General features: G+C 60.1%; 12 protein-coding genes. 5 read left to right on the forward strand and 7 right to left on the reverse strand.

Features of this window, described 5'->3' with window-relative positions; genetic code table 11:
• Window positions 1-7: 7 nt before the first annotated feature.
• The 4 genes from PCPL58_RS12615 (at window position 8) to PCPL58_RS12630 (ending at window position 5,288) form a co-directional block, all read left to right on the forward strand.
• Window positions 8-1,033: an ABC transporter permease gene (locus PCPL58_RS12615; protein ID WP_003370536.1), complete on the forward strand. Its 1,026-nt coding sequence runs from the start codon at window positions 8-10 to the stop codon at window positions 1,031-1,033.
• 302 nt (window positions 1,034-1,335) lie between these two features.
• Window positions 1,336-1,740, forward strand: a complete 405-nt coding sequence (locus PCPL58_RS12620) for a TraR/DksA family transcriptional regulator (protein ID WP_002554078.1) — start codon at window positions 1,336-1,338, stop codon at window positions 1,738-1,740.
• Window positions 1,741-1,932: 192 nt separating this feature from the next.
• Window positions 1,933-3,537 (forward strand): methyl-accepting chemotaxis protein, encoded by a 1,605-nt coding sequence (locus PCPL58_RS12625; protein WP_065349533.1) that lies wholly within the window; start codon window positions 1,933-1,935, stop codon window positions 3,535-3,537.
• Between the two features lie 269 nt (window positions 3,538-3,806).
• Entirely contained in the window at window positions 3,807-5,288 is a 1,482-nt protein-coding gene (locus PCPL58_RS12630) for a T6SS phospholipase effector Tle1-like catalytic domain-containing protein (RefSeq protein WP_065349534.1), read from the forward strand.
• A 19-nt stretch (window positions 5,289-5,307) separates the two neighbouring features.
• Here the strand turns inward: PCPL58_RS12630 and PCPL58_RS12635 are convergent, their stop codons facing one another.
• Window positions 5,308-5,547: a DUF2789 domain-containing protein gene (locus PCPL58_RS12635; protein WP_003315766.1), complete on the reverse strand. Its 240-nt coding sequence runs from the start codon at window positions 5,545-5,547 to the stop codon at window positions 5,308-5,310.
• Window positions 5,548-5,989: 442 nt separating this feature from the next.
• Here PCPL58_RS12635 and PCPL58_RS12640 point away from each other — a divergent pair, with 442 nt between their 5' ends.
• Entirely contained in the window at window positions 5,990-6,457 is a 468-nt protein-coding gene (locus tag PCPL58_RS12640; RefSeq protein ID WP_003370542.1) for a hypothetical protein, read from the forward strand.
• Window positions 6,458-6,475: 18 nt separating this feature from the next.
• Here PCPL58_RS12640 and PCPL58_RS12645 read toward each other — a convergent pair whose 3' ends face one another.
• Genes PCPL58_RS12645 through PCPL58_RS12670 form a run of 6 tightly spaced genes read right to left on the reverse strand, consistent with a single transcriptional unit; the run spans window position 6,476 to window position 12,557 of the window.
• Window positions 6,476-6,856 carry a Na+/H+ antiporter subunit G gene (locus tag PCPL58_RS12645; protein ID WP_003370543.1) on the reverse strand — a complete coding sequence of 127 codons (381 nt, stop codon included), beginning with the start codon at window positions 6,854-6,856 and terminating at the stop codon, window positions 6,476-6,478.
• Window positions 6,853-7,131, reverse strand: a complete 279-nt coding sequence (locus PCPL58_RS12650) for a K+/H+ antiporter subunit F (protein WP_002554071.1) — start codon at window positions 7,129-7,131, stop codon at window positions 6,853-6,855. Before PCPL58_RS12650 ends, PCPL58_RS12645 begins: the two co-directional genes overlap by 4 nt.
• On the reverse strand, window positions 7,128-7,616 hold the full coding sequence (locus PCPL58_RS12655) for a Na+/H+ antiporter subunit E (RefSeq protein WP_065349535.1): 489 nt from the start codon (window positions 7,614-7,616) through the stop codon (window positions 7,128-7,130). The genes PCPL58_RS12650 and PCPL58_RS12655 overlap by 4 nt, the downstream gene beginning before the upstream one ends.
• Window positions 7,613-9,298 (reverse strand): monovalent cation/H+ antiporter subunit D, encoded by a 1,686-nt coding sequence (locus tag PCPL58_RS12660; RefSeq protein ID WP_003436395.1) that lies wholly within the window; start codon window positions 9,296-9,298, stop codon window positions 7,613-7,615. Before PCPL58_RS12660 ends, PCPL58_RS12655 begins: the two co-directional genes overlap by 4 nt.
• Window positions 9,295-9,639, reverse strand: coding sequence for a Na+/H+ antiporter subunit C (locus PCPL58_RS12665; protein ID WP_002554068.1), 345 nt, complete (start codon window positions 9,637-9,639; stop codon window positions 9,295-9,297). The genes PCPL58_RS12660 and PCPL58_RS12665 overlap by 4 nt, the downstream gene beginning before the upstream one ends.
• Complete coding sequence (locus PCPL58_RS12670) at window positions 9,639-12,557, reverse strand: monovalent cation/H+ antiporter subunit A (RefSeq protein ID WP_065349536.1); 2,919 nt, start codon at window positions 12,555-12,557, stop codon at window positions 9,639-9,641. Before PCPL58_RS12670 ends, PCPL58_RS12665 begins: the two co-directional genes overlap by 1 nt.
• Window positions 12,558-12,732: the final 175 nt, after the last annotated feature.

Raw genomic sequence — 12,732 nt, forward strand, 5'->3', positions numbered from 1 at the left:
AACGAACATGAGCGACGCGATTCTGCAAAATAAACCGGCCATGACGCCGACCCGAAGCAAACGGCGGCTGCCCACCGAACTGAGCATCTTTCTGGTGCTGATCGGCATCGGCCTGATCTTTGAACTGTTCGGCTGGATCGTCCGTGATCAGAGCTTCCTGCTCAATTCCCAGCGTCTGGTACTGATGATCCTGCAGGTGTCGATCATCGGCTTGCTGGCCATTGGCGTGACTCAGGTGATCATCACTACAGGCATCGATCTCTCGTCGGGCTCGGTACTTGCACTTTCAGCGATGATTGCCGCGAGCCTGGCACAAACCTCCGACTTCTCCCGGGCGGTGTTCCCGTCGCTGACCGACCTGCCGGTGTGGATTCCGGTCGTTGTCGGTCTCGGGGTCGGGCTGCTGGCGGGCGCCATCAATGGCAGCATCATTGCCATAACCGGCATTCCGCCGTTCATTGCCACGCTGGGCATGATGGTCTCTGCACGCGGTCTGGCACGCTTCTATACCGAAGGTCAGCCGGTGAGCATGCTCTCCGACTCGTACACGGCCATCGGCCAGGGCGCGATGCCGGTGATCATCTTTCTGGTGGTGGCGGTCATCTTTCATATTGCCCTGCGTTACACCAAGTACGGCAAATACACCTACGCCATTGGCGGCAACATGCAGGCGGCACGTACTTCGGGCATCAACGTCAAGCGCCATCTGGTGATTGTCTACAGCATCGCCGGGCTGCTGGCCGGGCTGGCGGGTGTGGTTGCCTCGGCGCGGGCGGCAACCGGGCAGGCCGGGATGGGCATGTCCTACGAGCTGGACGCGATTGCCGCTGCGGTCATCGGTGGCACCAGCCTTTCCGGAGGGGTCGGGCGGATCACCGGTACGGTGATCGGTGCGCTGATCCTCGGCGTGATGGCCAGCGGTTTCACCTTTGTCGGTGTGGACGCCTATGTTCAGGACATTATCAAAGGCTTGATCATTGTCGTGGCCGTGGTAATCGATCAATATCGCAACAAGCGCAAGACCAAGCGCTGATTCAATCACCTGCAGCAAAGGGCCTTTCAAGGCCCTTTTGTGCGTTGGAGTTTGCAGGAACCGATTCGCTGCCAGTGGGTCAGAGCCTCATCAAGCAACCTGCTGGTCAGGTCTTTCGCCCGCATTTCAAGGGTTTTACGGTATTCGCTGTACAAAAATCCTTCAATTGTGTTGCCGAGCCCGCTAGCCGGCCTTAGACTGCCGCCCCTCGTAAATTGAGTGCCAGGTGGCGCTTGGAGATTATTGGTTTGAACGGCAACGTCAGGCCGCTCCTCAATGCACGTTTTTTTATAGAGAAATAAATGACAAAGGAAAAGTTGCTGGCCATGCCGGCCGATGACTACATGAACGCCGAGCAGCACGCTTTCTTCGTCGAGCTGTTGCAGGGCATGAAGGTCGAGATCCATGAGCGTATCGAGCAGAGCCGCATTGCGATCGAGAGCCTGGACACGCCTGCCGACCCGGCTGACGCCGCTTCGGTCGAAGAAGAGCGTCACTGGCTGGTCAACGTGATCGATCGCGACCAGCGCATGCTGCCACAGTTGGAAATGGCCCTTTCGCGTATTGCTGACGACACCTTCGGCTGGTGCGACGACAGCGGCGAGCCAATCGGCCTCAAGCGCCTGCTGATCAGCCCGACCACCAAGTATTGCATCGAAGCGCAAGAGCGCCACGAGCAGATCGACAAGCACCAGCGCCAGGCCTGATACGCAGGCAACAGCGACTGAGTGACCAGACCGGGAGGCAAGCAATTGCCTCCCGGTTTTGTTGTGCCCGGGATTTGTCGAAAACGCGTTAATCGCCATCGCTCGGTCGCTACGACCAACAGCGCATGGCACAAGGCCGTTATCTGGCGTTTAATAGCGTCATAACGACAATGACAGACGGGGTGACGCAGCATGGCCGAGAACCTATCCATGGCAGCCGGATTACCGCTGGCCGATACGCCCGACGCTGCATCGAGGTGGTGGGTGCCAGCGGTGCAAAGCGTGGTCCTGTGCCTGCTGTTCGCCGCCATGAGCGTTGCAGGTCTGTCGCTGTATGTCGTCGTTCCCCTGGCGCTGCTGGTGGTCTGGTTGCCGCGCCTGGTGCGCAGCAGGAAAGTGCTGCCAGGCAGCGCGGTGGGCGACAGCGATATCGCCTTGCTGACTCGCGACCTGTCGCGCACCACCAGTCATAACGCGCTGTCCGCGGCCCAAGTGGCCTTTTCCGTTGGTCGGCTGGCTGGCAAGGTGCAATCGCAACTGGGGGCTGCCGAACAGATCGTCAGCAGTGCCGAGCAGATGATCGCCACCGAGCAACAGACGGCCCAGTTGAGCCAGCAGGCATTGGTTGCTGCCAGCGAGGCGCGGCAGCGCAGCGAATCGGGTAGCAGCGTGCTGAATGAGTCCATCGAGCGCATGCACCACCTGAGCAAGCGTGCCGTCGGCAGCCGTGAGCTGATCGAGGCACTCAGCCAGCGCAGCGAAGAGATCCAGCGTGTGACGCTGGTCATTCAGTCGATTGCCAGCCAGACCAACCTGCTGGCGCTCAACGCCGCCATCGAAGCGGCGCGGGCTGGCGAGCACGGACGCGGTTTCGCGGTGGTTGCCGACGAAGTCCGTGGTCTGGCCGGCCGCACTGCCAGTGCCACGGGCGAGGTCGGGCAGATGGTGGCGGATATCCAGCAGCGCACCGCACAAGTCGTGGAGCAAATTCGCGAGCTGTCGGCCGATCTGGACGTGGGTGTCGAGCAGGTCGAGCTGACCGGCGAGCACCTGGGCAATATCGCCCGGCTTGCGGTCGAGCTGGAAAGCCAGGTCGGCGAAATCGCGCAGGGCGCGAGGAGCAATCAGGATCAGTTGGCAAGCCTGTTCGACGCTGTCGAGCATATGCGCAGTGATCTTGCCGTCAGCGATGAGCAGACCCGGCAACTGGCCAAGGCCGCAGTGCAGATGGAGGGGCAGGCCGAGACCATCAGCCAGCGCCTGGCGCAGGTCGGTCTGGATGAATACCACCAGCGCATTTACGACCTGGCTCGTGAAGGCGCACGCATGATCAGCGAAAAGTTCGAGGCCGATATCGAACAGGGGCGGGTCAGCCTTGATGACCTGTTCGATCGCAATTACAAACCCGTTGCCAATACTTCGCCCACCCGCTTTACAACGCGTTTCGACCGTTACACCGATCAGGTATTGCCCGCACTGCAGGAACCGCTGCTGTCGCGCCATGAAGGTCTGGTATTTGCCATCGCCTGTACGCAACAGGGCTATGTGCCGACGCACAACAACGCCTTCAGCCAGCCTTTGACGGGTGATGCGACGGTGGATAACGCGCGTAATCGAAGCAAGCGCAAGTTCGATGACCGTACCGGCATTCGCTGTGGCAGTCACCAACAGCCGGTCCTGCTGCAAACCTACACGCGAGACACCGGCGAACTGATGCACGACCTGTCCGTGCCGATCATGGTCAACGGACGACACTGGGGTGGTCTGCGCCTGGGGTACAGGCCGCAAGGCCGTTGATACGGGTAACCGATCATTCGGGTTGGCAACGGGGCTGGCCTGTTAGTTGGTTTTCATTGAAAGAGTGCATCAGAAAGTTATCAGTGCGTGTGTGTAGGGTTTATTTATAAGTAATAAAGTCATGACTATAGAAGTCGTAGGAAAGGTCTGAAAAGGCGCAACATGGCTTGACTGCTCACTGTCTTTAAGCAAGCTGTTTAAATCAATGTTATTTACGTTTTGATTTAAGTGCGGCCTTTTCCTGGCTTGCCTCTAGGGACGGAAAAGTTATGAGCGATAAATGGAGTTTCCAACAGTCAGCAGCCCTTTCAGATGTGGTGACACGCCGCGTCACGGCGCGGGTAGGCATTTTCTTCGATGGGACGGGAAATAACCGGGTCAACAGTCAGATCGGTGCCGACTGCCGGGCATTGATGGAGATCAATGCGGGGCAGCACATTAAAGCGTGTGCGGGTCGTCATGTTCAGCCTGGCAGTAGTTACAGTAATGATCCGAGCAATATAGCCAGACTGGTCGATATCTACCGCCTGCAACCTGTTGCCGAAAATGACGGTGAAGGCCTGATGGTGTATTACCCGATCTATATAAGTGGCGCCGGCACTACTTCCGGTGGCCGTGATTCGGTATGGCCGGGGCAGAGTTTTGGCCGCGGGGCCACCGGCGTGATATCCAAGGTGGAAAACGCGTTCAAAAAGCTGGAATCGGTATTGAAGGCGTTCCCCCGCGACAACCCCGACTGTGTGCTGGACGCGCTGGAACTGGACGTGTTCGGCTTCAGTCGAGGTGCAGCGTCGGCCAGGCATCTGGTCAATGAAATCCTCAAGCAGCGTTCGGGCATGCTCGAGCCGATACTCGAAAGCCGCAGGGTCAGGTTGAGCGACAGTTTCAGCTGGAGCAACGGCAGCGTACGGCTCAAGGTTATCGGTCTGTTCGACACCGTGGCGGCCATAGGCAGCTTCAAGGACATGGGCAATACCCGCGATGCGAGCAACAGGAGGGTCAATCTGTACCTGCCTCCGGGGTGTGCGCAGCAGGTGTTGCATCTGGTGGCTCGCGATGAGTCACGGCGCAACTTTGCGTTGAACAGCGTCCTGCCCGTGTGGCCCAGAGAAATCGTTCTGCCCGGTGCACATTCCGATATCGGTGGGGGTTATCCTCCACAGATGGAAGAAAGCGTACTGCTCACGCGCCCCCGTAGCAGCGTGGTCAGCCGTGACAGTTCCTGCGAGGCGGCACCGAGCTGGACGGAGGCACAGGCTGAGTTAAAGCGGATGAACCGCGATCACTGGATCGACCCGCTCGATAGCCAGGCCTGGCTGAGGGTTCAGGCATGCGAGAGCAAGTATCCGTGCAGGAAAAGCTTGAATGGCATGAGTACGGTCATTGCTGCGGTAGGCATGAGCCGCCAGGTGTTTGGCCACCTGTCGAGGGTATCGTTGCTGGTCATGCACACACTGGCGTGTGATGAGGGCGTGCCTTTCAATCCGGTGCCACTGACACCTGAATTCCAGCTGCCTCCCGAACTCGAGAACATTTCTACCCGGTTGATCGACTATGCGCGAGGCGGGCCTTACCTGCTGGACAGTCATGAAGAGGCATTACTGCGTTGGCGCTACATCCATCAGTCCGCGCACTGGAATGCAGTGGTCGGCAGGGTAGGTACGTTAGGCGACGCTGTTTTCGTCCACGCACCCCAGCCAGGCGGCCGGATATTGCATCCCAATATCGGCCAGCCCGGTTATCCGCAATAGGCCTCAACGCCCGAGTGGCTCACTCGGGCTTTTTGTGAAGACGCACGTTCAGCTCGTCGACCACCATCGCCCATTCGGCATCTTCGTGCAGCTGTTCCTTGAGAAAGTCAGACTGACGCGGCGTCCAGAATTCTGCGTCGATCAGTTTGACGTCGTCGGGCAGAGGATGGCTGGCGATAAATTTTTCGATGCTTTCATCATCGGAATCCAGCGCCAATTGGGCGAACAGGTCGTTGATGGTAGTTGTAGTCTGTTCCATGTCATCTCCTCGCCGGGGGATATCCCCGTATTCATCAGTTCTTATGGGAGTGGTGGGCACAGGCAAGAGTTCGATGCATTTGGCTGTGGAGAAAAGATGGCTTTTTCTGCGACGGCTATAAATGATATATTTCTGCTATCGCAGGATGCACCCAACGCAGGCTGGAACCCGTCCAGCCTTTGCGCCGTGCCCGGGCTGACTGCAATTTTCAGGGCACCAGCGCTGCTGCGACACTGCTGTGTACAAAAGGTATATATCCCGTAGCTGCCATGAGCCGGTAGAATCCGCCACCCGCCTGCACAAGGTTTGCGGCGGCGCTGTCTGCGCTTCTGCGTGCAGCATGCCGGAAAATCTCCGGCCACATGAAGCGGTCTATGGACGAATCACTTTCTCGACTGCCCTGACATCAGGCAGCCTCATTTCATGTTTGAGGGTTTGTACTTTGGCTGTAAGTAATCTGGATACCCATGCCTTGTTCGTGCTCGGCGACCTCCGTGCACAGTTGGTCAAGCAGTTCCAATCCCGTTTTGTCTACATCACCGAACAATCAGCCGAAGGCATCTATATCGCTGAAATCGACACCGAAACCGCACTGGTAGTCGACGATAAACCTCGCCTTGAGCTCAAGGTGGGCGACCATTTCCGCGCTTCTGTTCTGCCCAGTCGCGAGGGCGGCAAGCTCGAATTGAAATTTCGTGAAATCAAGACCACCGTGTATGGGCTGGGCGAATATGCCTTCGTCGACGTCCCCGAAGGTCACGGTATCGTGTTCAAGGAAGGTCAGACCGTATTCATGGTCTTCGCTGCGCAAGAGCAACTGCAGATCGGCATGAGCAAGCTTCTCAAAGGCGCGGTCGGCAAGGCCGCCAAATGGCGCAAGGGCGAGCTGACCTTCAAGGCCAGCGAGTAACACTGGCCAGGCGTCGGTTCAGCCGCCTGTCGATTCTCCGTTGCCGGCACCGCTGCTGACTTCCGCGGGCACGTCGTCACCGGCCATGCGCTTGCGGAACAGCGCCGTGCGCGCCAGCAGCAGGGTGGTCACCGGTACCGTGATCGCCAGCAATACCGGGATCAGCCAGGCGTGGATCACCGGTTCCGACTTCAGCGCCGAGAAGTAGATGATCGACGCCAGCGCAACGCACCAGGCGCCCAGCGTCGATGCCAGGGCGGGCGGGTGCATGCGCTGGAAAAAGTCCTTGAGGCGCAGCAACCCCAGAGCACCGGTCAAGGCGAACAGGCTGCTGGCGATCAGCAGCCCGGCGGTCAGTATTTCCACCCAGAAGGGCACTGTATTCGGCAGTCCGGTCATTCGATTACTTCTCCGCGCAGCAGGAACTTGGCCAGAGCGAACGAGCCCACGAAGCCGAACAAGGCAATCAGCATGGCCGCTTCGAAATACGTGTCACTGGCGTAGCGAATGCCAAGCACCAGCATCATCAGCATGGCAATGATGTACAGATAATCCAGCGCCAGCACCCGGTCTTGCGCCGAAGGCCCCTTGAGCAAGCGCAGCAGGGTGATCACCATCGCCAGAGCGAAGATCAGCAGGCTGATCAGGATGGCGTTGTCGAGCAGTGCACTCATTGAAAGATCTCCATCAACGGTCGCTCATAGGTGGTTTTGAAGTGCTCGATGAATTGCGCTTCGTCCTCCAAATCGAAGACATGCATCAGCAGCACGCTGCGATCCAGTGCCAGCTCCGACCACACCGTTCCGGGTACTACCGTGGTGACCATCGCCAGCGCGGCCAGGCCGTGGGCGTCGTGCAGGTCCAGTGGAATGCGTACGAAGGCCGAGCGTGGCGGACGGCTTTCGAGCCGCCAGACGCTCAGGCCGACCTGCACATTGGAGACCATCACGTCGCGTCCCACCCGCCATAAGAACTTCAGGATCGTACCTGGTTTGCGAATACGTACCGGCAGCGGGCGCAGCGGGGCCATCAATACGGGGGCGAGAAACCCCAGCACCGCGCCCAGCAGCAAGTGACCGGGGCTGATCGACAGGTTCAATACCAGCCACAGCAGCCAGAGTGCCAACGAGAGGAGCGGGGCGGGAAACAGGCGCTTCATGGTTGCCCCTCCGGATCGACTTCCCGACTGGTGGGGCCGGGTATCGGGCGTGTGGCGAGCACTGACTGCACATACTGTTTGGGCTCATGCAGCGCTGCGGCGGTGTCCTGGGTATAGCGCAGCAAGGGCTCGGCCTTGAAGGTCAGCGCGATGCACAGACCCAGAAGGATGATGATCGGCAGGCATTCGTTGCGGCGCAGCATCGGCGAAGGGCGCTCGTGTGGCGTCCAGAAACGTTGCGTGCCGAGCCTCGAGAAAGCGATAAGCGACGCCAGCCCGGAAAAGATCAGCAGGCCGATCAGCATCCAGGCCTGGGTCGAAAGCGCTTCGTCCTGCGCGACGTCCAGCCCTAGCGGGTTCATCAGGGCGCTGAGCAATGTCAGCTTGCCGATGAACCCGGAGAGCGGCGGCATGCCGATGATCAGCAAGGCGCAGACGATAAAACTCAGGCCCAGAAAGGCCATGGTCATGGGAATGACCTGACCGACCACGACCTTCTGTTCGTCGTCCAGGTTGGTGCCGGGCGGCGGATGCAGAGACTCCAGGGTACGAGGCAATTGATCCACATCGTATTCCAGAGGGATCTCGTTGGCTGAACGGGAGCGTTCGATCAGCTCGCCCAGGAGGAACATGGCACTCAGCGCCAGCGTCGAACTGACCATATAGAACAGCGCACCCGAGGTCAGGCTTGGCTGGGCGAAACCCACGGCAGACAGCAGAATGCCCGCTGACACCAGTATGCTCAGGCTGGCGAGGCGTTCCAGACGCTGGGCGGCGATGATGGCGATGGCTGCAGTGAAAATCGTCGCCATGCCGCCATAGATCAGCCAGTCGCCGCCGAAGAATGCCGATGCACCGGCCTGGCCGGAAAACAGCAGCGTCCACAGGCGCAGCAGGGTGTAGATCCCCACTTTGGTCATGATCGCAAACATCGCCGCCACCGGCGCGCTGGCTGCCGAGTAGGCAGGGACCAGCCAGAAGTTAAGCGGCCACATGCCGGCCTTGGCCAAGAACGCCGTGGCCAGAATCGCAGCACCCGCATGCAGCAGGCCCAGATCGGACTCCGCCACCTGCGGGATCTTGATGGCCAGATCGGCGAAGTTCAGCGTGCCGGTCACCCCGTAAATCAACGCAGCACCGATCAGAAACAGCGACGAAGCCAGCAGGTTGATCGAAATGTAATGCAGGCCCGTCGATACTCGTGCCCGGCCGGAGCCGTGCAACATCAGGCCGTATGACGCTGCGAGCAGTACTTCGAAAAACACGAACAGGTTGAACAGATCAGCAGTCAGGAACGCACCGTACAGCCCCATGAGCTGGATCTGGAACAGCGCATGGAAACTGGCACCGGCCCTGTCCCAGCGAGCCAGCGCGAACAGCAGGGCGCAGACACCGACAATCCCGGTCAGCACCAGCATCATCGCTGACAGGTGGTCCACCACCAGTACGATGCCAAACGGCACGCCCCAGTTGCCCGGCAGATAGACACCGATCGAGCCGCTGCTGCCGCTGTGTTGTACCCAGAGGAACAGCACCACGGAAATACCCAGCCCGAAGATGCTGGAAAACAGATTGATACGACCCTTGAGCGGCCGGTGCTTTTCGCCCAGCCAGAGCATCAGCCCGGCGGTCAGCAGCGGCAGCAGGATGGGCGCGATGATCAGTTGGTTCATCCCGCTCATGCCTTGGGCTCCCGGCCATCTACATGGTCGGTGCCGGTCAGGCCTCTGGAGGCGAGCAAGACCACCAGAAACAGCGCGGTCATGGCGAAGCTGATGACAATCGCGGTGAGCACCAGCGCCTGTGGCAACGGGTCGGTGTAATTGAGCAGGTCCTGAGGAATACCGTCCTTGATGATCGGCTCTCTGCCGATGAACAGGCTGCCCATACTGAAGATGAACAGGTTGACCCCGTACGACAGCAGGCACAGCCCCATGACCACCTGAAAGGTACGTGGCCTGAGGATCAGCCAGACGCCGGAGGCGGCCAGCACGCCGATGGCGATTGCAATGACTTCTTCCATCAGAGGATTCCTTGCGGGTTGGCGACGGGCTTGGGCAGTTGCGTCGGCCGATGGCTGCGCACCGACTGGTGCGCCAGTGCGGTGAGAATCAACAGCGTCGAGCCGACCACCACGGCGTACACGCCGACATCGAAGAACAGCGCGCTGGCGATGTGAATATCACCCAGGATCGGCAAGTCGACATGAGCGGTGTGGGTGGTCATGAACGGATAACCCAGCAGCATCGAGCCCGCGCCAGTCAGCACTGCGCACAGCAGGCCTGTGCCCATCCAGCGTAACGGTCGCAGGCTCATTTGCGCCTCGACCCACTGGGTGCCTGCCACCATGTATTGCAGGATGAACGCCACCGACATCACCAGCCCGGCAACAAACCCGCCGCCAGGCTGATTGTGACCGCGGACGAACAGGTACATCGAAATAATGAAGGCAATCGGCAGCAGCAATCGAACCAGTGCCGCCGGCACCATCATGAAACCGAGCGCGGTATCGCTGGCGCTGCGCGGGTTGACCAGATCCGTCACCACGTCACGGGCCAGCAGGCGCTGCTGGGCGGGCAGCAGAATGCTTTCCTTCGGTGGGCGGAAGCGTCGCAACAGGGCGAACACTGTCATGGCGACCGCCGCCAGCACGGTGATCTCGCCAAACGTATCGAAGCCGCGGAAATCCACCAGCATCACGTTGACCACATTGGTGCCGCCGCCCTGGGGCAACGCGCGACTCAGGTAGAAGGACGAGATGGCGTTGGGCGTCTGGCGGGTCAGCATGGCGTAGGAGAGTATCGCCATGCCCAACCCCACGAGCACCGCCAGGCCGAAGTCGCGTATGCGCCGGGTGCGGGCACGCAGGCGTGCGCTGAGCGGAGCGACATCTTCGTTGCGTCGCGGCAGCCAGCGCAGACCGAGCAGGATCAGCACCGTGGTCACCACCTCCACGACCAGTTGCGTCAGTGCCAGATCAGGCGCCGAGAACCAGACGAAGGTGATGCAGGTCATCAGACCGCACACGCTGACCATCACCAGTGCTGCCAGACGGTGATATTTACCCTGCCATGCCGCGCCTATGGCGCAGGCAATCGCGATGAGCCATAGCGTGACAAACACCCCGGAGCCCGGAATCTTCGGTCGGTCGCCCCAGGTCAGGCCGCTGAAATACATCGGAATGAAACCGCCCAGTACCGCCGCGAGCACCAGCAGAAACAGTTGTGGCTGCAGGCGGCGAGTGCTGACCTTGCGTTCGAAACGGCGCGCCCAGTGCATCATCACAACCTGACTGCGCTCGAAAAAGCGCTTGCCGTTGAGGCGTCCCACCAGTGGCGGGGCGGTGATGCGCTCGTGCTTGAGCGGCTTGCGCAGCAACAGATACAGAATGATACCGCCGGCCATCGCCACCAGGCTCATGACCATTGGCAGGTTCCAGCCGTGCCAGATCGCCAGGCTGTATTCGGGCAATGTTCCACCGACTACCGGACGCGCAGCGGCGGCGAGCAGGGGGGCGACCGATTGCGCCGGGAAAATCCCCACCACCAGACACGTCAGGACCAGCAGTTCGACCGGTGCACGCATCCAGCGCGGCGGTTCGTGCGGCATGTGCGGCAGATCCTTGGCCGCCGGACCGAAAAACACATCGACCGTGAAGCGCAGCGAATAGGCAACGCTGAAGATCCCGGCAATGGTCGCGATCACCGGCAAGGCAATCTCGACCCAGGCAGTGGCGGAAATGAACACAGTTTCGGCAAAGAACATTTCCTTGGACAGGAAGCCGTTGAGCAGCGGTACGCCGGCCATCGACGCGCTGGCGACCATCGCCAGTGTCGCGGTGTAGGGCAGCAGCCTTACCAGGCCACTGAGACGCCGGATATCGCGGGTTCCGCTCTCGTGGTCGATGATACCGGCGGCCATGAACAGCGACGCCTTGAAGGTCGCGTGGTTGAGAATATGGAACACCGCAGCCACCGCAGCCAGTGGGCTGTTGAGGCCGAGCAGCAGGGTGATCAGGCCCAGATGGCTGATGGTCGAGTAGGCCAGCAGACCCTTGAGATCATTCTGGAAGATGGCGGCGTAGGCGCCGAGAATCAGTGTGCAGGCCCCCGCGCCACTGACGATCCAGAACCATTGCTCGGTGCCGGACAGCGCCGGCCACATACGCGCCAGGAGGAAGACCCCGGCCTTGACCATGGTCGCCGAGTGCAGATACGCCGACACCGGCGTGGGCGCGGCCATCGCGTGCGGCAGCCAGAAATGGAACGGGAACTGGGCGCTTTTGGTCAGCGCGCCGATCAGAATCAGGGTCAGTAACACCGGGTACAGGGCATGCGCACGAATCGCGTCGCCGGAGGCCAGGACACGGTCCAGGTCGTAACTGCCGGCCACATGGCCGAGGATCATCATGCCGGCCAGCAGCGCCAGACCGCCTGCGCCGGTGACCATCAGCGCCATGTACGCGCCGCGTCGGGCATCGGCCCGATGGTGCCAGTAGCCGATCAGCAGGAACGAGAACAGGCTGGTCAGCTCCCAGAAAAACACGATCTGAATCAGATTGCCGGACATCACCAGTCCGAGCATGGCGCCCATGAAAGCCAGGAAAAACGCGAAGAAGCGCGGCACCGGATCGTCCGGCGACATGTAATAGCGGGCGTACAGCGAGACCAGCGCACCGATGCCCAGCACCAGCATCGAGAACAGCCAGGCGAAGCCGTCGATGCGCAGCACGAAGTTCATGCCCAGGCTTGGCAGCCAGAAATACTCTTCACGAATCACGCCGCCGTCGGCGATCTGCGGGAACCACAAGGCCATCTGCACCGCGCCGATGAGGGCGATCAGACCGGCCAGAAACGATTCCGCGTTACGCGCGTTGTGCGGCAAAAAGGCCGCCAGACAGCTGCCGATGAAAGGCAGAAGCAGTAGAACTATCAGGGACATAGGCTTCTAATCTGCAGGGGAATGTCAAGCATCATACGTGCCAGACACTCCGATACCAAAGAGACGGTTTCCGAAATTTCCTACAAAAAGTGTCTGCTTTTTTAATTCGGTAAATAACTGCTTCTGATGCGGTGATATGTCGTTGGAACAGTTTCGAAGAAACAAGGTGGTTGAC

It is taken from the genome of Pseudomonas cerasi (assembly GCF_900074915.1).
Taxonomy (GTDB): Bacteria; Pseudomonadota; Gammaproteobacteria; order Pseudomonadales; family Pseudomonadaceae; genus Aquipseudomonas; species Aquipseudomonas cerasi.